Consider the following 23,831-nt stretch of genomic DNA (forward strand, 5'->3'; position numbering starts at 1 on the left):
GTGCTGCAGCCGAAGTCCTGATCCATCCGTGTCGACCAGCACTATCGCTGAGCCGACGAGGCGCATCGTGGTGGGGCGCCGCCGCCGCGTGCGGTCATCGTCGCAGAATCGCAGCAGAGATTCCTCGGTCTGAACGAACCATTCGACTGGCCACCCGTCAATGGTTTCAGAATGTCGGTATGGTGCCGGTGGCCCCGCGAGTAGGACAGTTATGTCGAGATCCGATGTCTCTCTGTGGGTTCCAGCGGCTACGCTGCCACCCAACCATGCTGCCCGTGATTGCGGGTAGCGTTCCGCGACTAGGCGGCGCGCTATCGCTATCCCCGTTTCATTCGGCTGGCCGGGCATGATCACATCCGGCCTTGTGTTGGCGGGGTGGGAGTGCCAGCCGCGGTGTGTTTCGGGTCCGCACCCGCTGCGCGTCCGCGTCGGAGGGCTCCGATGGCGGGGTAGGTGGCCATGGGTACTGCGGCACGAGCGGCGTGAATGTTCATGACCTGGGTGGAGTAGCCGAGCAGGTCGGCCAGTGAGGCGGCGTCGATTTCTTTCGTGAGGTCGTGCAGTGCCGCGTTGCGTGCGGCCTTGATGTCGATGCCGAGACCGCGTAGCCGGTGCATGAGCGACTGCTCCGAGATATGTTGTCCGGGAGTGTAACCGGGGAATAGCCACGCGGTGCGGTGGTTCATAGTCCGACTGTTGGCCCGCTGCTCGAGGTGTTGGTGAAACAGGGGGAGCAGTGAGGTGAGCCCTCTGTAGTGGTCCAGTCGTTGTGGGACTCTGTTGCCCGAGTGTTCGGGTAGGAAGAATCGACAACGACATGGCATCGAACAAGCGCCGGCGGCATACGCCGGATCAGATCATCCGCAAGCTCGCCGAGGGCAACAAGCTGCTCGCGTCGGGCCAGGAACTGGCCGAGGTGTGCCGGCACCTGGAGATCGCGGAATCGACGTGGCATCGCTGGCTGGCCCAATACGGGGGCATGAAGGCCAACGACGCCAAGCGCCTCAAAGAGCTCGAGGCCGAAAACGCCCGGCTCAAGAAGCTGGTCGCCAACCAGGCTCTCGACATCGACATGCTCAAGGAGATTTCGTCGGGAAACTTCTGACCCCGAACCGCAAACGCCGCGCAGCGACCATGCTGCGTGAGCGGTTCGGGGTGTCGCAGCGCCGCGCCTGCACCGTGGTCGGTCTGCACCGCTCCACGATGCGCTTGACGCCATCACCGATCGCCTCCGAGGAAGCCGAACTACGGGCCTGGCTGCGCCGGTTCTCCATCGACCGGCCCCGCTGGGGATGGCGCCGGGCTGCCAAGATGGCCCGCCGAGCGGGCTGGAAGATCAACAACAAGCGCATCCGCCGGCTCTGGCGGGAGGAGGGCCTGCGGGTGCCGCAACGGCGCCGCAAGAAGCGGTTGACCGGCATCGGTGTCGCCGTGGGTGCGATGTCGCCGATTCGCCCGAACGTGATCTGGGCGATGGACTTTCAGTTCGACACCACTGCTGATGGGCGCACCATCAAGATGCTCAACGTCATCGACGAGTTCACCCGCGAAGCACTGGCGATCGAGGTCGCCCGATCCATCGACGCCGACGGTGTCGTCGAGGTCTTGGACCGCCTCGCGCTGGTGCACGGCGCACCGGTCTACGTACGTTTCGACAACGGCCCCGAATTCGTGGCGCACGCGGTGGCTGATTGGTGCCGATTCAACAGTGCCCGATCACTTTTCATCGATCCCGGCTCGCCGTGGCAGAACGCCTTCGTCGAATCATTCAACGGCCGACTGCGCGACGAACTGCTCAACTCGTGGCGCTTCGACTCTCTGTTGGAAGCCCGGGTGATCATCGAGGACTGGCGCCGCGATTACAACGCCAACCGGCCCCACTCAGCCCACGGCGAACTCACCCCTGCCGAGTTTGCCCTACAGTGGTCGGCGACCCACCAACCGAAAGTCGCATAACGGCTGGACCACCAACTGGGTCCCCCTCACGGGGCTGAAGTGGTGTCGGCGTTCGACCTTCTCGGCCACAACGAGAACGACCTCACCGCCGCCTTCGGATTCGGGCTATCGCGGTGTCCGCAACTAGCGGTCGAGCTCTTGGGTCGGGTTTCGCACGCGTTGAAGATTCGCGTGGAAGGTGAGTCATCGTTGGCACTTGAGGTGCGTGGGGAGGTTGGTCGCACCGATCTTGAGATTCGCGTGGGAAACGCGCTATTCATCGTGGAGGCGAAGCGCGGCTGGCTGCTGCCGTCGCAAGCCCAGCTCGAGCAGTACGCGAACCGCATCGAACACCACGGCCGAGGGGCATTGATAAGTCTGTCCCAGGCATCGCATGCCCTGGCTCGAACGAGCCTGCCTGCGACTGTGGACGGGATTCGCGTTGTCCACCTGCCATGGGCTGAGGTATTGGCTGATATCGAGGCGGTCAAACCTGACTGCAGGGGGCGCGAACGAGTATGGCTGGATGAGCTGCGGGCATACCTCAAGGAGGTCGTGAAGGTGCGCAATGTCGCCGAGAGTTGGACCTACAGCGTTGTGCTCAACGACGAACGACCGGGTGGGGGAGCGACTTTCAAGGAGATCGTTACCGATCAACTCGCCTACTTCCATCCCTACGGTGAAGGCGGCTGGCCTACCGAGCCGCCGAACTTCATGGCGTTTCGATGGGATGGAGCCGTGCGTCGCATCCACCGCGTCATCGATGCTGACGTGGTGCCGCACCTCCAAGACCGCTATCCGTATATGACGACCAAGAAGAATCCGCTCGCAGCACGGCCCCATGCGGTCTACAGCCTCGGGCCCCAGTTGCCCCCGTTTGAGCCGATACCCAACGGTGCCCCGTACCGGGCAACTCGGCTGTGGGTGCTGCTCGACCAGTTGCAGACAGCTCCAAGCCTGGCTGAGGCCATCAGCCGCACAAAGGCCCTCAACGGCGGACCGTATACGCCGGCTGGCTGAGAGCACAGTCAGCAGATCGGCAGGTGGCCGTTTGCCGGCCAAGCCCTCGCGAGTGAACACGAGGGAGACCCCATATCGGAAACCCTTGCGCAACACGGGATCGTCGGTATGGCGGCGCAACGTTTGGTGTGCCGCGCGCCGGGCAATCCCAAGCCATGAGCAGTCATCCCACGGTCGGCGTGGAGGAGGAGTTTCTCCTCGTGGATGGGCGACATGGCTACCCTGCCGCCCGCAATAAAGCTGTCGCTGAGTATGCGGCCAAGCAGGGCGTCGAGTTGCAGCTCGAACTGACCAGTTGCCAGGTTGAGACCACGACTGACGTGGTCAGTAGCAGCACTGAGTTGCGCGCCGAGCTCAGTCGACTGCGTCGCATCGCCTCGAAGGCGGCGGAGGCCAATGACACGCGGCTGTTGGCCGTCGCGCTGCCACCGACCGTGCCGCACGCGTTCCCGGTCACCAACAAGCCGCGCTACCACCGGATTGCCGATCGGTTCGGCATCATCGCCCACGAGCAGGGCGTCTGCGGGTGCCATGTGCACGTCGCGGTACCCAGCCGCGCGGCCGCCATCGACGTCAGTAACCGAATCCGACCCGTCCTGCATCTATTGCTGGCATTGACCGCCAACTCGGCGATCTACCGCAACACCGACACCGGCTACGCGAGTTTCCGCAGCATGCTCTGGGCCCACTGGCCGAGCTCTGGGCCGCCGCCGTACTTCGAGACGGTCGAGCAGTACGACGCCACGGTCCATGCCCTGCTCGAGTCTGGTGCCGCGCTCGACTACGGCATGGTCTATTGGGATGTGCGGCCGTCCGCCCGCTTTCCGACAGTCGAGGTGCGCGTGGCCGACGTGCCCGCCACGGTGGCCGAGACGGTGTTGCTGGCCACGCTTATCCGGGCCTGTGTGATGACGGCGCTGCAAGCCCGGGAGGACGGGGATCGCGCACCGCGGCCCACGGATTGGGCCTTACGCGCCGCCCACTGGAGAGCGGCCCACGATGGGCTCGGCGGCCAGGCGATCGATCTGATGGCCGGTTATTCATTGGCATCGACGCGGCTGCTGGTGGCCGGGCTCATCGAACACGTGCGGCCGGCACTCGAAGCGTTGGGTGACTACGACATGGCCCGCGACGAGTTGGCGCGCATCGCGCAGGCGGGCAACGGCGCGATGCGGCAGCGCCGCGTATGGCACCGTCGCGAAAACGTCGAAGACGTCATCGACGAATTAGGGGCGGCGACAACGACATTCGAATGAGCGGCCGGAATCTTTCACGACGTCGCTACAGGACAACGTCTGGCCGGCGCGCTCACGCTGAGTCGGTGAAGCAATACGAGTCGCTGGACGCGTCGCCGCCTTGGAGTCGGGTTTGGTGGATGCTGTGGCCGCGGAAGTCGTCGCCGTGCGGGAAGAAGCCGGTATCGGGGATCAGACCGCCGGCGGAGACGTCGGCGTCGAGCTTGGCCATCCATGCCCCGACGCCTTCGGGATAGAAGATGCCGTCCCAGGATCCATAGAGCGAGTTCGTGACGTACACCCGCCGGCCGTCGCGGCTGATTTCCACCATCTGGGGCCCGCCGCTGAGCCGCAGGTCCGGCACCGCCGGGTGTGGCTCATGCCGCACGACGCCGCCGAGCCGCACCGATGCCGTCTCTCGGGGGTGGAACGGGTCGCTGACGTCGTACTGCTTGAGTTCGCCTGTGCCAAAGCAGGATACGTACAGCCAGCGATCGTCGACCGACAGATCGATATCGCTGACCAGCGGCGGCGCCGCACCGAAGGGCTTCAGCGCCGGCGGCAGGTCCTCGGGGTCGGCTGGCTCGGGCGGGATGGTGATCACCTTGTCGACCGACCATCGATCACCGTCCTGGTGCCACAGCCACACCGACGCCGACAGATCCTCGACGCTGATCACCACTCCCACGAAGCCGAATGCCTTGGACGGGTCGTGGGCCGGACGCAGCTCGAGCACCATCTGGTGCTGGTCACCGAGGTCGACGCGCTGGGTCAGTTTGCGCTCGGACATGCTCCAGAAGTTCACGTGGTGCCCGAATTTGCGGCCGAGCAAGTCTTCGGGGTTGAGCCCGCGCTCGATGATCGAGATCGGCCCCCACTCCGATGTCACGAGTGTGTCGTAATTAAGGTGCCACCACACGTCGTAGGCCAAGGTCTGCGATCCGCGGTCCAGCTCCCACTGTCCGATCACCTCGAAGGTGTCGTGGTCGATCAGCGCGATGCCGCCGGGACCGTCCTCGCCGTTGGCTCCGCCCAACGCCGACATGAAGATGCCGCCCGGGCCACAGTGCACCGTGTGTGGGCGCGAGTATCCGGCTTTGGCTGCCAGCTCACTGGCCTCGATCGTCCGCGTCACGATCGGGCGGCGGGGATCCGGCTTGGTGTCGAGGACATAGGTGGTCGACGAGCGAATGCCGGGGACGAGCAGATAGCGCCGCTCGAGCGATGTCCCGTGATCGCCGCCATGCCCGTCGTGGCACAGTGCACTCGAGCATGCGCTCCACCCGAAGTGATGCAGTTCGTTGCCCGCCGTCGGCAACTCCGCCCAGCCGACCACGCCACCGTATGTCGACGACGCCGCGTCGCAATCCACCACCGCGAGCGCGTCCTTCGCCTGGCCCGCCGGGTCGAAAGCGACGACATAGGCCAACTGCTCGGGCGCGGCCGCCACGGCGACGCCCGGGCTGCGGTAAAACGTGGGATCTGTCGTAGCCATGATTCCTCCTCGGGAGGGCAGCGACCCATGCATCCGAGAACTCGAATGCCTTGTGACAGTCGCGTCTCCGTTGATCATTCGCCGGGAAGGCGGGGCTGTCTATCCCGCTATCCCGTGCAGGTGCGTAGCCCCATGGGGTGTGGGTAGTCCGAGGACATGGGAAAAATCGGATACTTCTTATCGTGTGAACAGTTCGGTCCAGCGCAGCTGATCGATCAAGCCAAACGTGCCGAGGCAGCTGGTTTTGAGGCGCTGTGGATCTCGGATCATTTCCATCCCTGGAACGATGAGCAGGGCCAGAGTCCTTTCGTCTGGGGTGTGATCGGCGCGCTCTCGCAGGTGACGTCGCTGCCAGTGTCCACCGCGGTGACCTGCCCTACAACCCGCATACACCCGGCGATCATCGCCCAAGCTGCGGCGACGGCCGCTGTCCAGCTGGATGGCCGGTTCATTCTGGGTGTCGGCAGCGGCGAAGCGCTGAACGAACATGTGCTCGGTGACCGATGGCCGTCGGTGGGGGTGCGCCAGGACATGCTCGAAGAGGCGGTCGAGGTGATCCGGCTGCTGCACAAGGGACACCAGGTCAGCCGTCACGGCCAGCACTACGAGGTCCAGGAGGCCCGGATCTACACCTGCCCGGACCAGCCGGTTCCCATCTACGTCTCGGGCTTCGGGCCGCAGTCGGCCGCACTGGCCGGGCGTATCGGTGACGGCTACTGCACCGCGATGCCCGACAGCGAACTGATCAAGACTTTCCGCGACAGCGGCGGCGGATCCAAGACGGTGCAAGCCGGCACGAAGGTCAGCTGGGATCGCGACCACGACACCGCCCTCAAGGCCGCCCACCGGCTGTGGGCCAACGAGCAGTTGCCGGGACGTTTGGCGCAAACCCTCCCGACCCCGCAGGATTTCGCCGACGCGATGACCCTGGTACCGGCCGAAACGGTCGCACAATCCGTGACGTGTGGTGACGATGCCGACGAGCATGCCGCACAGGTCCGGCGCTACCTGGACGCCGGCGCCGACGAAGTGTACGTACAGCAGATCGGCCCGGACATGGACGGCTTCTTTACCGCCTGGCAGCACGACGTATTGCCGCAGCTGGCGTAGGTGGCCGCGTCCCGGAGTAGCGATCGGGGAGTTTAAACCTGCTGAAACCGGCAAACACGTGACCACACGCCCCTGGCGTTCGCGCGACAAGGGAGGAGAAGGCCATGAGTGGATTGAGAACCGCTGCAGCAACGGCGGGTGCAGTCGCCGTCGTGCTGGCGCTCGGGATCGGCGCGCCGGCAACTTCCTCGGCCAGCCCCATCGGCAGCGAGCAGCAGCTGGTCGACCCGAACGGGTCTGTGGTCGCCTACAGCGTCACTGACCTGCAGCCAACCAACAGCACGATGTTGAATGTGCCGGGAACCACCGGTGTCCCATTGGCGGGCCGGCTTTGGTACGCGACGACCACGGTGGCTGCCGTCCGCGGGTCGGTCGTCCCCGCGATGCGGTCATTCAACGCCCGCACGGCAGACGGCCAGAGCTACCGGGTGCTGGACCAGGCACTGGCGCCCGATCTTGATGTGTCGCCGATGAGTGAAGGTCAGCGCACCACCGGGCACATCTATTTCGACGTGACCGGTCCCGCTCCCACGCTCGTTGCCTACAACGATGGCGCACAGGACCGGATGGTCTGGACCAGCCAGTGAACATCGCGCATCGCACTCTGATCAGCTGGCTGCGGTGCTGGTGAAGAACAGCAGGCGGAAATTGCCAATTTGAATTTCGTCGCCATTGGTCAGTGTCGCGCACTCCACCGGTTGACGGTTGAGGTAGGTGCCGTTGAGGCTGTTGGTGTCTATGATCTGGAACTCTCCCTTGTCGCAGTGGAATTCGGCGTGCAGCCGGCTGACCGTGATGTCGTCGAGATAGATGTCGCTGCGGGGATGACGCCCGGCGACGGTGATGGGCTGATGCAATACGAACCGTAGTCCGACGGAGGGGCCGCGTTTGACGACCAGCATGGCGGCGCCGGGTGGCAGCGTGTCGAGGTGCTCCAGGGCCGTTGCCGCGGCCCCAACCGTATCGCCGAACGGGGCGTGCGATCTCGTCGTTTCCTCAATCCGGTATTCCGACGTCGGGTGGTTCTGTGTTGTGCTCACGGGTTGTCCTCTTCGGCCCACATGTGCGGTCTAGTCGACCTAGAGCGCCTCTATTCCGATCTGTAGGGTCGCGATGGCTCGTTTACGTTGGTGCCCTTGGTTTCTGAATCCGCAACGAACGGGACATAACGTCTGTTTTGCACAGAGCCGTCGACATAGATCGACCATGGGCAGGAGCTGCATTCGCTTCTGTCGAGCTCATCGAGAGCAGCGGCGGCGATGATGGTGATCGGAGCCCCGCACGTCGGGCACCGCATCACTTAGCAATACCACTGTCGGTCTGCGGGCACAACGAGTAGCACCAGCTTCAGCGGTGCACTCTTTGCAGGTGATCGTAGTTCGGTCTGTCGCTCACCGGTCGAGTTCGTTTGCGCTACGGGCGGATCGGGAAAGTCGCGCCGGGTTCACGTGCGCCGGTGGGGCTGCACAACAGCAGCGCGGTCCTCGCTTCGGCGACTTTCACTCGCTGCGTCCCCGGGTGTGGCGCAGTCGGCGTCCGAGTTTGACGTCCTTGTCGTCGGCGGCTTCGGTCTTTTTCATGACGCGGGTGTCTTTGGGCGGCAACTGCAGTTCGCGCTCGGCGGGTATGCCGGCCTGCAGTTGACGACCGCGCTCCAGTTCGGCATCCAGTTCGGCGCCGAACAGCAGGGCAAGGTTGGTCAGCCACAACCACAGGAGGAATACGATCACTCCGGCCAGCGTGCCGTAGGTCTTGTTGTAGCTGCCGAAGTTGCTGACGTAGAACCCGAACCCGACCGATGCCAGCACCCACACCACGATCGCGACGGCCGAGCCGATGCTGAGCCATCGGAACTTAGGCTGCCGTACGTTGGGGGCGGCGTAGTAGAGGATGGCGACGGCGACGCTGACGAGTACCAGCACCACGGGCCACTTGGCGACTGCCCACAAAGTCTGCGCCACGTCGCCGAGGCCGAGGGTGCGGCCTACGGTTGCGGCGACGGGCCCGCTGATCGCGAGCATCAACGCAACTGCAGCAGCAAGGATCAAGGCCCCTAAGGTGAGGAGTAGCTGCATGGGTCGCAGCTTCCATGCCGGGCGGCCCTCAGCGATCTCGTAAATGCGGTTCATCGAGCGCCCGAAAGCACCGATGTAGCCCGACGCCGACCACAGCGCGCCGAGGACACCGACGACAAGGGTCAATCCGGCCGACGGACTTTCGACCACCTGCTTGACAGTCGGACGCAATATGTCGAGTGCTGATGCCGGCGCCACATTGCCGGCGGCCTCGATCAGGGCGTTGACAGTGCGCTCTCCTTGGCCGAACACGCCGAGCAACGACACCATCACCAGTAAGGCCGGAAAGAGCGACAACACCGCATAGTAGGTCAGCGCCGCGGCCAGGTCGGTGCACTGGTCTTCGGTGAATTCGCGGGCCGTCTTACGTAACACGAACCGCCACGAGGCCTTGGTCAGGTCGTCGGGCGATTCTGGCTTGCTCGCGTCGTCGGGATCTGGCGCTCGCTCCTTCTCCTCGGCATGTTCCTTTTCGTCCTCGGCTCTGGTGTCGGTCATACCTCACGGTTCCCATATCAAGTGCACGCCACACTGGTTGTTCGCCCTAAAACACCGCCCGCCTCGTCGGCGACTACCGGATCCTGTTTTCGCAACCCGCGGCGCACTGCGCGACGTAGTCTGGGTCTCCGACTCCCAAGTCGGGGCCACGACGAAAGGTGTTCGCACAGTGAAGGTCACAGTTATGGGGGCCAGCGGCCTCATCGGAGGTCTGCTCGTCGAGCTGTTGACCCGCGAGGGTGAGGACGTGGTCTCAGCGTCCCGGCGTTCCGGTGTCGACGTGCTCAGTGGCCTCGGCCTCCCCAAGGCGCTCGCCGGCGCTGACACCCTGGTCGATGTCACCAACTCGCCGTCATTCGACGACGAGGAAGTGACGGATTTCTTCGTCAGGTCGACCACCAATCTGGTGGCCGCGGCGCGGGCGGCCGGGGTGGGCCATTACGTGGCACTGTCGATTGTGGGCGTCGACGAACTACCGGACAGCGGCTACATGCGGGCCAAGGTCGCGCAGGAGCAGATCATCTCGTCGTCGGGGCTGCCGTACACCATCGTGCGAGCGACCCAGTTTCGTGAGTTCGCGGACGCGATCGTCGAGTCGCTGGTTGTCGAAACCGACGCGGACGAGGAGGACGAGCATGACGTCCGGGTGCCGGATGCGCTGATCCAGCCCATCGCGGCCGACGAAGTGGCGGCCTTCTTGGCCGAGGTCGCGATATCGCCGCCGCGCAACCGCGTGATCAACATCGGTGGGCCCGAGAAGATCTCGTTCGCCCGGCTGGCGCGGGAGGTGCTGGCGCTGCACCACGACGATCAGCGGGTGGTGGTCGATCGACAGGCGACCTACTTCGGTGCGACGTTGGCGAAGGACAGCCTCGTCACCGGCGACGGAGCGATGATCGCCTCAATTCCCTTCTGCTGACTAGTTCAACATGTGGTGGTGAAACCCGCTGTCGCCGAACGCCAGGTACGGCAATCGATCTGGCATCATCGGCAGGCAGGCGCTCGGGCGTCTCTTCGACAGCAGACCGGACTGACCAGGTCACCGCCCGCCGGGTCGGCGCGGAGCGATGCCGTCGTCGAGCATCTGCTGGAAGTGGTCGGTGATGGTCTCTTCGACGGGCCGATACGTCAGCCCGAGCTCACCCCGGCTGCGGCTGTTGTCGAAGGCCAACGGGTAACCGACGTTGGTATCGACGTACTTTCGTGTCAGCCCGGCCAGCGGAGCGACGAGTTTGACGACGGCCTTGGGCGCCGTGGCCCTCGGGAACGGATAGAACGGACCATACCCGCGGCGCAGAATCTTGCCGATCTGCAGCAGGGTCAGGGAGTCGGCGTTGACGATGTAGCGGCCGTGGGCCTCGGGAGTGAAGCCGGCGAGCACGTGCGCGTCGGCGACATCGCGGACGTCCACCACACCCATGGTCAACGCCGGAGCCCCGGTCAGCAGGGTGCCGTCGATGAACTGCTTCATGGTGCTCAGGCTGGCCGAGTCGCTGGCACTGGTCAGCGAAGGCCCCAGCACCAGGCCGCGATGGATGGTGACCATGTCCCAACGGTCCTGCGCCTTCTGGTACCGCCAGGCCTCCTGCTCGGCCACCGTCTTGGAATACGAATATGGTTGGTGGTCAACGCTACTGGTGGTGTTCCAGCGCTCGTCGGTGAAGACGCCACCGGGAACGTCCCGTGATTCGCGGGCGTCGCCGTAGATCGCGACCACGCTGCTGGTCAGCACCACACGCTTGATACTCGGCGCGCGGTTCACCGAGTCCAGCACGTTGCGGGTGCCTTCCAGGGCCGGCCGCACGAGTGCCTCCTGCGGATCAGTGAACCCGGAGAGGATGAATGGCGATGCGGTGTGCATGACGAGCTCACACCCGACCATGGCGTCGTCGAAGCTGCCGGGGTCGAGGAGGTCTGCCTTGAACAGCCGGAGTCGGCCCGGGTGGTCGGCGGAGAGCTTGTGCAGATGCTCCAGGCCGGTGTCTTTTTGCGGATTGCGCACCGTGCCGTGCACGGTGTGCCCGCCTTCGAGGAGGCGTCGGACGATCCAGCTGCCGATGTATCCGCTGGCGCCCGTGACAAGCACCGGTGCGGTCGCGTCGATCGTGGTCATGGGCTAATCCTTACCTGCCGGCGCGACGGCGTCGAGGCCGCTACGGACATCAACGCCGATCAGAAGCGCACGATCATCCGCCGATATTCTCGTTCGGACTACGCCTGACTTGCTGTGGCGCAGTCGATTTCCTCGGCGGCGGCGGCTTCTTCGCGGCGCGATCGGGGCTTGAGCTCGCTGACGATGACGCCGACCACGATGAAGATGGCGCCGACGATCGCGAGTCCGGGCAGGCGGTCTCCTGCGATCCGGCCGAAGATGCCGCCCCAGACGGGCTCGCCCGCATAGATGATGGTGGCGCGGGTCGGCGAGACCGAGCGCTGGGCCCAATTCATGGTCGCCTGGATCAAACAACTCGAGACGCCCATCCCGACCGCGGCCCCGAACCACCACCACGAAAACGCCGGAACGGTCTCGCCCGTCACGGGCATGGCGAGGAAGGCGAAGGCCCCGGCGGCCAGCAGCTGGATGACGGTGATTCTGCCGAGGTCTACCTTGCCCGCAAAAACGCTGATCAGCAGGATCTCGGCAGCCATGGCCACAGCGCCCAGGAGCGTCGCCAATTCGCCGTGGCCGAGGCTGATGCCGGTGGCGCTCGGACCAGCCAGCAGAACGAGACCGATGAAGGCGAGCACCACCCCGACCAGTGCCCCTCGATCGGGGCGGCGGCGCATCACCGCCCACTGCAACAGCGGCACCAGCGGCACATAGAGAGCGGTGATGAACGCGGAGACGCTCGAGCTGATGGACTGCAGGCCATAGGTCTGTAAGCCGTAGCCGAACGCGATGGCTGCACCGATCGCCACACCGGCCCCGACCTCGGCGAGACTGATGCCTCGAAGGGTCTTGTAGAACACGGCGGCAGCGAGCACACCTGCGATCACAAACCGTAGGCCCACGAAGAACGACGGCCCGCTGTGATTCATGGCCTCGTGCACGATCGGGAACGTCGATCCCCAGATCGCGGTGACGCCGATCAGGGCCAGCTCGGGACCCGACGGCAACCGCTCGCGAATCGAGGTGTGCAACATTCTGCACACTGTAGGGCGGAGCGGCGCGATGCGCAAAATAATGCACATCGGTTACAGTGGCAGCGATGAGTGCTGGTGAGCGAACCGATGTCCTGGCGTGCGTCGGGGCGAACGTACGGCGCCTGCGTGCGGCATCGGGGCTGAGCCAGTCGGAGCTGGCCACCGCCGCGGGGCTCAGCCGGCGGACCATCGTGAATCTGGAGGCCGGCTCAGCAAACGTCAGCCTGTCGTCGCTGGATACGATTGCCGATGCCCTCGGTGCGACGTTCGTCGACCTGGTCCTCGCACCCGCCGCAACCCCGGAGCGCATCGATGCCCTGTTGTGGAGGGGCGACGCTGACGACAGCCACGCGGTACTGCTCGGCAGCGCGGTGGCACACCGGGAGGGACAGCTCTGGGTCTGGAGCCTTGGCGTGGGTGACCGGTATGACGCCAACCCTAACCCTGCCGGATGGCACGAGATGGTGCTCGTCACCGCCGGGCGGCTGCGGATCGAGCGCGAAAGCGGTGATATGACACTCGAATTGGGTGACCACGCGGTTTACGGCAGCGCTCAGCAGTATGCTTACGTCAACGCCGGTTCCGAGGTGACCAGGTTCGTCCGCGTCGTCTTGTCGTGACTGCGGCCATGGACGCTGCTACGCACCGTACAGATGCAGGATTCGCGCGGCCGTGGTGGCGATGTCGCCGCTGAGCTTCACGATCGGCGGGCCGCCCGGTTGATGGATCACGTTTGCCAGGACGATCACATAGGTGTCCGAGCCGGGGTCTATCCATAGCGATACCCCGGTGAAGCCGGTGTGGCCGAAGCTACCGATCGGGAAGAGCATTCCGCGCGGGCGGGACTGCTCGGTGTCGATATCCCAGCCGAAGCCGCGGAGGTTTTGGCCGGCGATCGCCGGATAGTTCGGCGCGAGCAGGGGATCCGTCGTGTTGGGGTTGTTTTCGACCGCTCGACGGGTCGCTTCGTTGGCAGCCTGCAGTTGCGCAGCGTTGTGCCCAGGTTGCTGCGGCGTCGTCATCGCCTCCAGCGTGGACCGCTTCAGCGGGAACGGGCTGGGTCGTCCGGCGAGCCGGTCGAGGAGGGCCTGCGCATACCTTCCGACATCGTGCACCGTCGAGAACACCCCGGCGCTGCCGCTCACGCCACCCATGCGGCGGGCCGTCGGGTCGTGCACGGTGCCGCGCAGCAGCTGATCGAAGTCGGGGTTGAGGCCCGGGGTGTCCCCGTCGTGGGCGGTGGGTGCGATCCGGGCCAGGAGAGCAGTGCTCCAGGTGCCTTCGGGGCATGCCCCCGGCGGGTCTGCGTTCTTGTCGAAAACGATTGCCGTACCCCGAATCTGGTGCGGTCCGCACGCCTTGTCCGCGGGAAGGTAGCGGGTGTCGGCCAGGCCCAACGGAGCAAAGACGTTGCGCGGCACGTACGTATCCAACGTTTCACCGGTGATCTTCTCGACCAGTGCGCCGAGGATGATGAAGTTGATGTCGGAGTAGTGAAAGAGCGTTCCGGGGTCGAACACCACCCATGCGGCGAGTGCACGACGAATGCCTTGAGCTTTGTCGGCGTGGTCCAGTCCCCAAGGCCCGTCGAGGCTCAAATCGCCGGCGATGCCCGAGGTGTGCGTCAGCAGCATGCGCAGCGTCACCTGCGCGCGTCGTGGGTCATTCCCCGGGTTGAATTCGGGTAGGTACTTCTGCACGGGGTCGTCGATCTGAAGGCGGCCCTGTTCATAGAGCTGGAGGACGGCGACGGTGGTCGCGAGGCTCTTCGTCAACGATGCCAGGTCGAAGATCGTGTCCTCGGTCATCGCCTCGGCCGGTGCGGGTGCCCCGTCGAGCCCGGGTTCGTCGGCTAGCTTGCGCGAGCCGAACGCCTGGCGGAAGACGACGTTGCCGGCATGCCCGATCTGAACCACCGCGCCGGGCAGTCGGTGCGCCGCAATCGAATCGTCGACCAGCCGGGCGACGGGGGTGAAATCTCCCTCGGGAACGACCGGTGGCGGCGTCGTGGTCGTGGTTGTCGTCGTGATCGGAGGAGCGATTATCGAGGTGCTGGTAGCCGGCGGCGGTGACGCTGATTGCCCACACGACGGCACAGCGCCGAGGGCGAGCAAGACGACTGCAATCGCGTGGATCGGTGCGACGCGCGATCTTGACACCGGACCAACGGTAGCCGGGCGCGGGTGTCGCGTCACCCGACCGCAGCCCGGCGCGCCCGTACTGTATTCCCGCGATCCGGCGGTGAGCGCAATGCGCAAAAGCAGAAGAACAGCCGCTTTCGCGACTAGCGCGCACAAGCGCGACGCCGCGACCACGGGCACCTAACTTCGTGCAGGCAAGTTCACATTGAACTTTTCCTCATCGAAAGGCCACGCTCATGAATCGTTTACCGCTGATCGGCGCCGTCGCGGCAGGCCTGATGCTCGGGGCCCTCTCACCCGCTGTGGCCAACGCATCCACCCACGCCATGGGAGCCGGACCGCACGCCCACACCGTTGGGGCCGCCGGGCACATGCGTGCTGCAGCCGGGTCCGCTCGCGTTCATGCCACCGGGACGACCGGCCACGACCGCGCCGCGAGCGCCGCACCCGGCACCGCGAAGCCCATCCCGATCGGCACACCGATTTCCCTTACGGTCATCGGGGCGGCGCTGCAGTTCTTCCCCACGATTCTGGGCGACGGCGTTCAGCCGTGACGTAGCTAATGCCGTGAAATGCGTTGCACGAGAGCATCTCCCTCGGCCGGGATTGCCAGCGCTCGGTATGCTGCCGTCAACCAGGCTGGACCGTTGCAGAAATCGTGGTCGATCCACCACACCATCAGGCCCAGGGTCGCAGAGGTATAGAACTCGGCAGCCACGTCGTCAGGTACGTCCGGGTGAGCGGCGCTGGGCTGCAGGTGCTTTCGCAGGAGATCGCTGATCAGTCCGCGTAGGTAGCGCTGAACCAGAGCACCGCCCTGGTGCCCGCACAGGGCCCGATACACCCGCTGGTTTCGGTGGGCGTGTTCGTAGAGCAATGCGGCGGGCAGCGTGACGTCGACGGGCCCGGTGGCGTCGATGCCGGCGAGGTCGTGTTCGAGCTGAGCGCGCATGCCGTCGAAACTCGCCGTCAGCAGCGCTTCCTTGTCCCGGAAATGACCGTAGAAGGTCGAGCGGCCGACATCGGCTCGGTCGAGGATGTCCTGGATTGTGGTTTTCTCGTAGCCCTTTTCGAGCACAAGTTCCAAGAACGCGTCGTGCAACAACTTGCGGGTGCGCCTCACGCGCCGATCGCCGATCGCGGCGCCGGAACCCGTTGGTTTCCGTACATTTCGGCGTCCGTGTTCGATACTGGACATCTGGCCTCCACTGGTCGTTGACGGAATACCGGCGGCGTCACTTTAATTGAACACGATGTACGGAAACGTACCCAGTGTTTGGCCACATCGCCTGGAGGCGTCATGAGCACACTCCCGATCTACGTCTCGGCGATCGTGCTGGCCGGGTTGATCGGCACCACCGCAACGATCTGCGTGATGCTGTGGCATGGCGCGCGTGGCACCGGCCATGGTCCTCGCATCTCCGCCGGGGTCGCGCTCATAGCGGGAACATCCTGGGCGACTTGGGTTTTCGCCAGCGCGATCCTCGCGCACGCCGACGTATATCGGTTCGCATCGAACAAGGCACAGCCGTGGCTTCCCGTCGCGATGTTCACGGCGCTGGCGGCGGTGCTACTCGCCACCCGTGTCCCGGTGGTGTCGCGCATCCTGGCCGAACAGCAGGCGCTGTGGCGGCTGACGGTACCGCAGTACTTTCGGGTCGAGGGTGTGGTCTTTCTGATGGCGATGGCTCTCGGCGCACTACCGGCCGGGTTCGCGCTGCCGGCAGGGCTGGGCGATATCGCCACCGGGATCGGCGCGGTCTATGTGGCGCGCAGCATTCGGCGTGGTGTCGTCGGCCGCCGGGCGGTGTGGTTCAACATTCTGGGGCTGCTGGACCTGGTAGTGGCGACCACGATCGGTGTCGCCGCCGCCCCCGGCGTCGCGCACGTGCTGTCGCTGCACCCGACCACCGAGCAACTCGCGTTGCTGCCGCTGGTCCTGATCCCTACCACCGTGGTACCGCTCGCCGCGGCACTGCACGTGCTGTCGCTGCGCAAGATCGCGGTGGCCAGCAAGCCCGCATCCGTCCCGACACCCATTGGAGCATGACATGCCCGAGACCATTGCCCACCTCGTCAACCGCCTTGTGATCGATTCGGACGCGCCGTTCGACGACCTCCGGAACCGATTTGAATCACTGGTTCCGGCAATGGATTTCGCAGAGCTGACCGAGCAGATCGAGTCGGGCGACCTGGCGCAGGTGCAGCGCTACACCGCCGACCACGCGCCGCATTCGTTCGCCACCTTCTGGACGCTCGACCCGACCCCGATGATGAGGCTGGTGGGGCATACGACCCGCGCGATCACCTACATGATGGGCAACAACGTCATCGTCGAGACCATGTACCGTCACCATCCCGGTGTCATGCTGTACGCACCGCTGCGCGTCGAGATCTATGAAGACACCGAGGGCGCCGTGCATCTCAGCATCGATCAGCCGTCGAGCAAGTTCGACAGTTTCGGCGACGCGCGTATCGCGCAGGTCGGAGCACAGCTCGATGACAAACTTGCAGCGCTGCTACGGATGCTCGGCCTGCCGGTTCCCGTTGAACTCGTACACATCGCATTGCCTGACGGAAAGGCCACACCATGAGGACCACCCGGATCGACGACCAGTACGCGACCGGCCTCTCCCGCAGCAACATCGAGGAGGCTCTGACCGGCGCAGGGTTGAACCTCGGAAAGCTCCAACCCGCGGACCTGGGGATACTCGAGGACTTCCACACCATGGGCCGCATCGCCACCGGCCAACTGATCGATCTCGCCGGAATCACCGGCCATACCGCCGTACTCGACGCGGGCAGCGGGGTAGGAGGCACTGCCCGCTACCTCGCAGACCGGTACGGCTGCGCGGTGACCGCGGTCGATCTGACCGAGGAGTACTGCGATACCGCCCGCTGGCTCAATCATATTGTGGGACTGGAGGACCAAATCACCGTCCGCACGGCGGACGTCACGGCGCTGCCCTTCGCCGACGGCGCGTTTCAGGCCGTGGTGAGCCAGCACGTCCAGATGAACGTCGCCGACAAGACGGCCTTGTACCGGGAAGCCCGCCGGGTGTTGCAGGACGGGGGAGTCCTGGCGCTGTGGGACATCACGCGTGGTGAGGGCGAGGAGCCGGACTTTCCCTTGCCGTGGGCCGATCAACCCGGCGTCAGCTTCTTGGTCACACCCGACGAATTACGAAGTGCGGTCGCGTACGCCGGGTTCGCCGTCGAGCAGTGGAACGATCTCACCGATCAGGCCGGTGCCTTGATGCAGACGGTGCTCTCGCAGCCGGTCAGGGCGCTCGGGCTGCACACCTTCGTTCCCGATTTCGCTCGCAAGGCCCACAACCTCACGGCCGCGCTCGCCGACGGACGGCTGCGCGCCATCCAGGGGGTGGCGCGGGCGATCGGCTAGCTACCGTGCGGCAGAACCATTTCCGACTGCCAACAGCGCCCGCCCGTTGACGGGAGCGGTTCGCGGTGTCGGGGTCGTGCGCTTGGCCTTCATGTCGCGGCCGGTCGCGATCGACCACTGGTTGATGATGTCGAGCATGTCGCGGCGGAGTTGGTTCGGCGGACCCGAGGTCGGGTCGGCATAGAGCGCGCTGACTGCGCTGATCGAGTTGTAGACGCCCTCCTCGATGTGCCGGAACAGCGGTGACATCCGGGGCGCAAGCCGGAAGAAGCTCTCCGACTGCGCGTGCGGTGCGAGCCCGACGCGCTCACCGATCTTCCGGAGCCGTTCCTCGGGGCTGGCGGCGGTGGCCTTGAGATCGACGACGACGGAGTTGTTCGATTCGAGAGTCAGGTCGAACCACGAGAGCATGCTGACGATCACGAATTCTTCGCGCGCCAGGTTGCCGAAACGACGTCGGGTGGTCAGCATGTCCTGCATGTCCCGGGCATGCGTCGCGATGGCTGCGTCGTCTTTGCTGTTGATGCCACTGGTATTTCGGTAATTCTCCGACGCCGTCCACACCTCGCGAAGGAAATCCTCGAAGGTGCGGATGAGGCCGGTGTTGGCGGCTTGGGCGCGTACATAGCTGTACGGGGCCCCGTTGTTGGCTCCGTGGTTGAGGTCGACCCCGAACAGCCGGTAGTAGGCGTTTCGCCGGGTGGCCTCGAGGTCGGGCCGGACCGAACTGGTGATCGCCCCGATGGATCGGGAGGGTAGGTCACGCATGAACAGGGCCTCGGTGGTTCTCAACCACTGCTGTGTGGCCGGCGACGGTACTTCGAGACGCTCGCCGTGCAGGAACTCGGTGACCACCCGGAAGAAGATCGGGAGCAGACGTGTGTTCTCGATGAGATACGCGTAGATGAGGTGGTCCCAGCGCGCTCCCGTGCCGGAATCGGGCGGCGGCGCCGAGGCCCAGGTGGGCAGGGTGCCGTAGATGGTGCCGTTGACAGCGCTCAACCGCTTATGAAGCCCGGATTCGAAGCCGGGTGCCTGGCCGTAGAGCAGTGCCGGCGGCAACTGGAAGCCCGGCAGTGATTGACTTCCGTACGCCCATGACTCCTCGAGAAACCGGAGGATCTCCTCCGGGTGCAGGGCGAATACATCGTTGGCCGCTTTGGTGGCCTGCTCAATGACATCGGTTGTGCCACTGGCACGTTCCAGGTCGGCGAACCAACTGGCCAGTTCGAGCATCATCGGACTGCTCCTTTTGCGGTGGGGATGTGCACATCGAACGTGGTGGTGAAGGATTCGTTAGCCGTCGTGCGAACGGTGACGGGTCCGGTCGTCGCGCCGTCCGGTATCACTGCCTGGTACCACTGGCGGCCGCTGGTCGAGCCGGCGCACCGGACTGTCAAGGGCGTGGGCACCACATTGAGCACGCCGCCGTCGACACCGGTGCTGAACGCGACATCGTCTGCGGCAGCGGCAGACTGGAGCACGAAGACCACCACCGGTTGAGTCTCGCACTCGTAGACGTGCAGCGAGACCAGCCGTCCGGGGCCGATCACATCGTCGTCATCGGGGCCCGCGAGTTGTTGTCGCAGTGCCGCATACCGGTTGACGATCTGCCGTTCCTCGGCGGTGTAGTCGGTACCCGGCATGACGAAACGGGTACCGAGGGCATTGATCAGCTGATCCAGCAGTGTCTGATTGCCCTCTTTGAGCTGGTTACCGAATGCTCTGACCACAGTCGTGAGCAGCTCGATGTCGCCGCCGGACTGGTGGCCGTTACCGGCAGAAGGTTGTCCGCCGCTGGCACCGCGCGCGGACTCCGACGTTGTTGTTGGCATGGCTCTCAATCCCTTTCACGCTACTTGTGCCGCGTCGGTGAGGGTTCCCAGCCGGCGCATCCAGATCTCGAAATCGCGCGCCGACGCGGCGGCACTCTCCGGTTTGGCTGCCACGTTGTAGGACGCGAGCGCCAACAGACGCAGTCCCTCGGACTGCAGGTAATGACTCGACACCGTCAGCGCGGTTCCGGCTGTGCGCTCGAGGTCCGCCAGCGCGGCCGGTGATACCCGGCCCGGGTCGACGACGTCGCACAGTGCCTTACCGGCGAAGGCCCGCATCGGTGTTCGCAGGCCGATCTCGACGATCCGCGGAAGCGACTCGATGCTGCGTTCGATCAACGGCCGAACCGCGGCAGGTGCCGCCGCGAGCGGATAGGCGACCTGCCAAGCCTGTGCGAGGGTATCCCAGGGGCCCGTGCCATAGAAGCGCTTGCACATCTCGACACCCACCAGCACCCGCAGGTAGGCGATCGGATGCGGATCACCGAGCGGCAACGCAAACACCCGCTGGACGTCGTTGACCACGTCGTGCAGCGCAGCCACCGCACCGAACCCGCTGTGCGCGAACGCAAGGAGGTCTGGTCCGAGTTCAGTCGCCCAGCCTGACCACATCTCGGCGACGATCGGATCGGCGATGCCGCGCCGCAGAGCGGTGGTCAACTCGTCGTTCCATCCGGTCAGGTGTGCCACCTGGTGGCCTGCTTCGTGCAGCATCGACGTCGGCCGCATCATGTTGAACCGCGTGAGTTTGATCGCCGCGGCCGGGGACGGTGATCCGCCTTCCCACGCCCGCCAGCCTGCCCGCAGAATCGACGCACCGAGCCCGTTGTCGAGATACACGAGAACAGGCGGTGTGTCGAGGCGCAGCGGGCGCAACGCGGCCCGCATGCTTTCCGCGGCGAGAAAGTCGAAGGCACGCAGGAGTTCTCCGAGTGCCGCACTCGTCCGGGAACGAACGGCATTGCCGTAGAAGCTCAGTACCGTCTCGAGTTGCAGAAACCGTCGGCGGAACCGGGTGACCCGGGCGTGGCAGCGACGCAGGTCGTCAACCGTGGAAGCTGCGCGCAGATCGGTTTGGAGGGCGTCGAGTTCGAGCTGGGTGGCCCCGATGAGGCTCGTCAGGTGGCGACGCAGCGCGACGCCGACGTACCGTTCCAGGGACTGCCAAGCGCTGGTGGCGGCGAAGTTCTCCAAGTCGCTGAGGCCGACCATCGCTGTTTGCCAGTGTGCGATCTCGCCTCTGAGCTCAAAGACGATGGAGTCCTGCTGGCTGATCATGACTGGAAGCCCGCTACCGAACGCACGGTGACTTCGGGAGAACCCAGGATGGCCCGCGCCACCGCTGTGAAAGAGCCCAGACCCTTACCGCGCAGCGCGTCGTCGAGCAGTTTCATCGCGCCCGCGTGGCGGATGGCGACGACGATGGTGACCCCTTGGGCCGGCTTGTCGGCTGCGGTGAGGAACTCTTGTCTGCGGCGCTGAAGGTATTCGGAGACCGCGGTACCGACCCACTCGATGACCTTGTCCGCGAGCTTTTCGAGGATCTTCGCGCCGATCGCACTGAGCGCACCACCGACGAACTGTTCCTCGGATGCCACCTCGTGGATGATCTTGACGTGGCGGGACGCATTTCCCGAAAGAACGCTCTTGACCCCGGCCACGTAGACACGCCTGAGCAGAATCAAAGCGGGCGTTACCGATTCGCCGCGCCGGATCGAGGCTGCCACTGCCTGCGCGTCGCTTTCGTCGAGGTGAATGCACAGGCGCGCAGTGGAAGTCGGGAAGTCCAGCGTGATGTTCACCTGACTCGAGTGACCACGCAGCTTCACCGGCTGCGACGATGTGCCCGGGCTTGTCGGGTGTGCCGTGGTGTGTGCCCGCTGGGGTACGAGCACGACGAACCGCTGTCGGACTGCGATGCGGCGGTGTGAATGCAGGTAGTGGTTGGGCACATCTCGACCGAGGCCAGGCTCGCCGAAGAGAGCGGTCGCATTGTGCCGGGTCAGCGGTATGAACAGCCGCCAGCCGCGCGGGTGGGTGGGACCCAGACCGGGCACGTGGGTCTCCAGACGCGCGATCGTGGAGAGTTTCGTCCCGACCATGGCCTCGAACAGGTACGCCTTGCACGCGACGGGCCCGGTAACGCCGTAACGCGATTTCAGGAAGGTACCCAAGTGAATTCCGCCGAAGCCGGTCACCGACTTGGCCAACTGGTGTGTCACCGTCACATCGAGCGGCCGGGAGTAGAAGCGGTAGCGCTTACGGCCGTTGCGCGGACGCAGAATCCACGTTCCGCGATGCCGCAGGCGCGTGGAGACCTCTTGGTATTGCTCCCGGATCACATTGGTGGGGAATGATTCTGATGCCGCTTCGGCGAATGCTTCCTGCACCACCGCCTCCAGCAGGCGTTGGTCCTCGAAAGTCTCGGATTCGAGTTCGGTGAGCCGCTGCACAGTACCTTCCACCGCCGAGGCGACGGCTTCAGCGGCCAGTTGGGTTTGGTTGCCGGGCACTTCGAGGCCGATCATGCTCATACCGGTCGAGACGATGGCCTGTGACAGTTGGGTGGCGATCGTGGGCCCGATGTAGGGACGTACGAGCGCGGCAAGATACTTGGCGAGGAACCCCACAACCCGGTCGCGCCCGATGACCGAGATACCGATGCGCAGCGCCGCGATGATGGCCGGAATGAAGTTCTCCATGGCCGTGTTGATGGAGGCCTCGTTGGTGGCCTGCGAGATCTCGGTGATGAACCGCTCACGGGCGGCGTCGAGCTCGGCCAGCCGGTGGTCGGTTTCGGTCTCTGAGGTGACGGACTCGCCCGACATCCAGGCTTCGGAGCTCTCGCTGGACTCGGCGAAGAGTTCACCGACCAGCTTGGCGTCGATCTCGTGTTGGATGGAGTCGACGTCGGTATGTGCCAGTGCTTGGAGTTCGTTGCCTGCGGCTTCCATCTGTTCTGCGGAACCGCCGAAGTAGCTCTCGAATTCGCCCTCGGTCTCGCCGATCCCGAACAGTTTGGTCGCGACTTTCCGTGCGGCGGGCCGCAGTGATACGGGTAGCCGGCTGAGTGCGAGATCGAGTACTCGCTTCAGCAGGGGCCGGACGATCTTCTTCAGGCCGTTGAGAATGAAGCCGAGCGGAATGACCTTACCTACCGCGGCGATTCCCTTCTTGGCCAGTCTGATTGCTCCGCCGGCGACCGCCTTTGCCTTCTTCCAGAGTCCCCCGAGGAAGTTCTCGACACCCGGTGAGAGGTGTTCGAAGCTGGGCTGGATGGTCTCGAAGAGCCGATCCAGTTCTTGCTCGGTGATCTGCGAGATGTCGTGTTGGGCATACTGTTCCGCGTACCGCTCCAGAAACGACTCTGCTTCGCGCGCTACCGGTGTCATGTAGTTCTCGAGGTAGCGTTCGGCCTCGTTCGTGGAGGCTTCGCCGATCTGCTCGGACATGCTCGACGACGCCTCGGCCGCGAGCTCGTACAGCGCCTCGGAGAACTCGCTCTCGTACAGGCTCGAGACCACTTCGTCGTACGCTTCCCGGTGGATGTCCGAGCCCTCGGCGACGACTTCGTCGTAGGCCGAGCGGAACGGGCTTTCCAGTTCGGTGAAGAACTCGAAACCGCCTGTGCTGCTGGCTGATTCCAGATTCTCCGACTCTGCCGGGAATGCTTCTCCCTGCTCGGCGAAGTCGAACGTTTCGGTGAACGGGGAGAGGGGAGCGTAGGACTCGCTCTCCATGGATGAGGTAGTCACGGGTGGTCTCCTCCCACGGCGGATCTGATCTGGGTGCCAAGGTAGCCATCGAGGTGACCGCAGTGAATGCGTAGTGCACTACTCCAATTTCCCACAGGCGCAGGGGGACTCGCGGCAGTCGTCGCGAATGAAAACACTTGAGGTCGCTGCCGGCAGTCCCGGCGGCGGCGACAGTTACGGCACAG

At 64.9% G+C, this 23,831-nt stretch carries 23 protein-coding genes and 1 pseudogene; 11 read left to right on the forward strand and 13 right to left on the reverse strand.

Annotated features, from left to right (window positions below; genetic code table 11):
* Window positions 1–198: 198 nt before the first annotated feature.
* A pseudogene (locus tag BTO20_RS41315) lies at window positions 199–348 on the reverse strand (nucleotidyltransferase domain-containing protein); the annotation flags it as partial.
* A 2-nt stretch (window positions 349–350) separates the two neighbouring features.
* The gene (locus BTO20_RS40175) at window positions 351–686 is read right to left on the reverse strand and encodes a hypothetical protein (protein ID WP_087072557.1); all 336 of its coding nucleotides are present in this window, start codon (window positions 684–686) and stop codon (window positions 351–353) included.
* Window positions 687–817: 131 nt separating this feature from the next.
* Between BTO20_RS40175 and BTO20_RS00840 the strand changes: the two genes are divergently transcribed.
* From BTO20_RS00840 to BTO20_RS00850, 3 genes are all read left to right on the forward strand, one after another.
* Window positions 818–1,956 (forward strand): IS3 family transposase gene (locus BTO20_RS00840; RefSeq protein ID WP_087072559.1). Its coding sequence is split into 2 segments (ribosomal slippage): window positions 818–1,088 and window positions 1,088–1,956, totalling 1,140 coding nucleotides; the frame shifts between segments, so codons are not numbered across the junction.
* A 42-nt stretch (window positions 1,957–1,998) separates the two neighbouring features.
* Window positions 1,999–2,955, forward strand: coding sequence for a hypothetical protein (locus tag BTO20_RS00845; RefSeq protein ID WP_232491001.1), 957 nt, complete (start codon window positions 1,999–2,001; stop codon window positions 2,953–2,955).
* 155 nt (window positions 2,956–3,110) lie between these two features.
* Window positions 3,111–4,211, forward strand: a complete 1,101-nt coding sequence (locus BTO20_RS00850) for a glutamate--cysteine ligase 2 (protein WP_087072563.1) — start codon at window positions 3,111–3,113, stop codon at window positions 4,209–4,211.
* Window positions 4,212–4,263: 52 nt separating this feature from the next.
* On the opposite strand, the gene BTO20_RS00855 is transcribed toward BTO20_RS00850, so the two are convergent.
* A complete protein-coding gene (locus tag BTO20_RS00855) occupies window positions 4,264–5,685 on the reverse strand; it encodes a selenium-binding protein SBP56-related protein (protein ID WP_087072565.1) in 1,422 nt (473 codons plus the stop codon).
* Between the two features lie 156 nt (window positions 5,686–5,841).
* Between BTO20_RS00855 and BTO20_RS00860 the strand changes: the two genes are divergently transcribed.
* Together BTO20_RS00860 and BTO20_RS00865 are read left to right on the forward strand one after the other, a co-directional pair.
* Window positions 5,842–6,795, forward strand: coding sequence for a TIGR03557 family F420-dependent LLM class oxidoreductase (locus BTO20_RS00860; protein WP_087072567.1), 954 nt, complete (start codon window positions 5,842–5,844; stop codon window positions 6,793–6,795).
* 104 nt (window positions 6,796–6,899) lie between these two features.
* Entirely contained in the window at window positions 6,900–7,382 is a 483-nt protein-coding gene (locus tag BTO20_RS00865) for a DUF1942 domain-containing protein (RefSeq protein ID WP_087072569.1), read from the forward strand.
* Between the two features lie 21 nt (window positions 7,383–7,403).
* Here BTO20_RS00865 and BTO20_RS00870 read toward each other — a convergent pair whose 3' ends face one another.
* Entirely contained in the window at window positions 7,404–7,835 is a 432-nt protein-coding gene (locus tag BTO20_RS00870) for an FHA domain-containing protein (protein WP_087072571.1), read from the reverse strand.
* 459 nt (window positions 7,836–8,294) lie between these two features.
* The gene (locus tag BTO20_RS00875) at window positions 8,295–9,368 is read right to left on the reverse strand and encodes a YihY/virulence factor BrkB family protein (protein ID WP_087072573.1); all 1,074 of its coding nucleotides are present in this window, start codon (window positions 9,366–9,368) and stop codon (window positions 8,295–8,297) included.
* A 169-nt stretch (window positions 9,369–9,537) separates the two neighbouring features.
* Here BTO20_RS00875 and BTO20_RS00880 point away from each other — a divergent pair, with 169 nt between their 5' ends.
* A complete protein-coding gene (locus BTO20_RS00880; protein WP_087072575.1) occupies window positions 9,538–10,287 on the forward strand; it encodes an SDR family oxidoreductase in 750 nt (249 codons plus the stop codon).
* A 120-nt stretch (window positions 10,288–10,407) separates the two neighbouring features.
* Here BTO20_RS00880 and BTO20_RS00885 read toward each other — a convergent pair whose 3' ends face one another.
* Together BTO20_RS00885 and BTO20_RS00890 are read right to left on the reverse strand one after the other, a co-directional pair.
* Window positions 10,408–11,481 carry an SDR family oxidoreductase gene (locus BTO20_RS00885; RefSeq protein ID WP_198344209.1) on the reverse strand — a complete coding sequence of 358 codons (1,074 nt, stop codon included), beginning with the start codon at window positions 11,479–11,481 and terminating at the stop codon, window positions 10,408–10,410.
* 98 nt (window positions 11,482–11,579) lie between these two features.
* Complete coding sequence (locus BTO20_RS00890) at window positions 11,580–12,512, reverse strand: DMT family transporter (RefSeq protein ID WP_087072577.1); 933 nt, start codon at window positions 12,510–12,512, stop codon at window positions 11,580–11,582.
* A gap of 65 nt (window positions 12,513–12,577) precedes the next feature.
* Here BTO20_RS00890 and BTO20_RS00895 point away from each other — a divergent pair, with 65 nt between their 5' ends.
* On the forward strand, window positions 12,578–13,132 hold the full coding sequence (locus BTO20_RS00895) for a helix-turn-helix domain-containing protein (RefSeq protein ID WP_087072579.1): 555 nt from the start codon (window positions 12,578–12,580) through the stop codon (window positions 13,130–13,132).
* 18 nt (window positions 13,133–13,150) lie between these two features.
* On the opposite strand, the gene BTO20_RS00900 is transcribed toward BTO20_RS00895, so the two are convergent.
* A complete protein-coding gene (locus tag BTO20_RS00900; RefSeq protein ID WP_198344210.1) occupies window positions 13,151–14,671 on the reverse strand; it encodes a serine hydrolase domain-containing protein in 1,521 nt (506 codons plus the stop codon).
* A gap of 218 nt (window positions 14,672–14,889) precedes the next feature.
* Here BTO20_RS00900 and BTO20_RS00905 point away from each other — a divergent pair, with 218 nt between their 5' ends.
* The gene (locus BTO20_RS00905; RefSeq protein WP_087072581.1) at window positions 14,890–15,207 is read left to right on the forward strand and encodes a hypothetical protein; all 318 of its coding nucleotides are present in this window, start codon (window positions 14,890–14,892) and stop codon (window positions 15,205–15,207) included.
* Between the two features lie 5 nt (window positions 15,208–15,212).
* Here BTO20_RS00905 and BTO20_RS00910 read toward each other — a convergent pair whose 3' ends face one another.
* Window positions 15,213–15,776 (reverse strand): TetR/AcrR family transcriptional regulator, encoded by a 564-nt coding sequence (locus BTO20_RS00910; RefSeq protein WP_232491002.1) that lies wholly within the window; start codon window positions 15,774–15,776, stop codon window positions 15,213–15,215.
* Window positions 15,777–15,953: 177 nt separating this feature from the next.
* On the opposite strand from BTO20_RS00910, the gene BTO20_RS00915 reads away from it, so the two are divergent.
* Genes BTO20_RS00915 through BTO20_RS00925 form a run of 3 tightly spaced genes read left to right on the forward strand, consistent with a single transcriptional unit; the run spans window position 15,954 to window position 18,056 of the window.
* Window positions 15,954–16,703: a hypothetical protein gene (locus BTO20_RS00915; RefSeq protein WP_087072584.1), complete on the forward strand. Its 750-nt coding sequence runs from the start codon at window positions 15,954–15,956 to the stop codon at window positions 16,701–16,703.
* A 1-nt stretch (window position 16,704) separates the two neighbouring features.
* Window positions 16,705–17,247: a hypothetical protein gene (locus BTO20_RS00920; RefSeq protein WP_087072586.1), complete on the forward strand. Its 543-nt coding sequence runs from the start codon at window positions 16,705–16,707 to the stop codon at window positions 17,245–17,247.
* A complete protein-coding gene (locus BTO20_RS00925; RefSeq protein WP_087072588.1) occupies window positions 17,244–18,056 on the forward strand; it encodes a class I SAM-dependent methyltransferase in 813 nt (270 codons plus the stop codon). The genes BTO20_RS00920 and BTO20_RS00925 overlap by 4 nt, the downstream gene beginning before the upstream one ends.
* Here the strand turns inward: BTO20_RS00925 and BTO20_RS00930 are convergent, their stop codons facing one another.
* The 4 genes from BTO20_RS00930 to BTO20_RS00945 are packed head-to-tail and all read right to left on the reverse strand — an operon-like array spanning window position 18,057 to window position 23,646.
* Entirely contained in the window at window positions 18,057–19,295 is a 1,239-nt protein-coding gene (locus tag BTO20_RS00930; RefSeq protein ID WP_087072590.1) for a hypothetical protein, read from the reverse strand.
* Window positions 19,292–19,891: a hypothetical protein gene (locus BTO20_RS00935; RefSeq protein WP_087072592.1), complete on the reverse strand. Its 600-nt coding sequence runs from the start codon at window positions 19,889–19,891 to the stop codon at window positions 19,292–19,294. The genes BTO20_RS00930 and BTO20_RS00935 overlap by 4 nt, the downstream gene beginning before the upstream one ends.
* A gap of 15 nt (window positions 19,892–19,906) precedes the next feature.
* Window positions 19,907–21,169 (reverse strand): hypothetical protein, encoded by a 1,263-nt coding sequence (locus BTO20_RS00940; protein ID WP_087072594.1) that lies wholly within the window; start codon window positions 21,167–21,169, stop codon window positions 19,907–19,909.
* A complete protein-coding gene (locus BTO20_RS00945) occupies window positions 21,166–23,646 on the reverse strand; it encodes a hypothetical protein (RefSeq protein ID WP_157680107.1) in 2,481 nt (826 codons plus the stop codon). Before BTO20_RS00945 ends, BTO20_RS00940 begins: the two co-directional genes overlap by 4 nt.
* Window positions 23,647–23,831 lie beyond the last annotated feature (185 nt).

The organism is Mycobacterium dioxanotrophicus, assembly GCF_002157835.1.
Taxonomy (GTDB): Bacteria; Actinomycetota; Actinomycetes; order Mycobacteriales; family Mycobacteriaceae; genus Mycobacterium; species Mycobacterium dioxanotrophicus.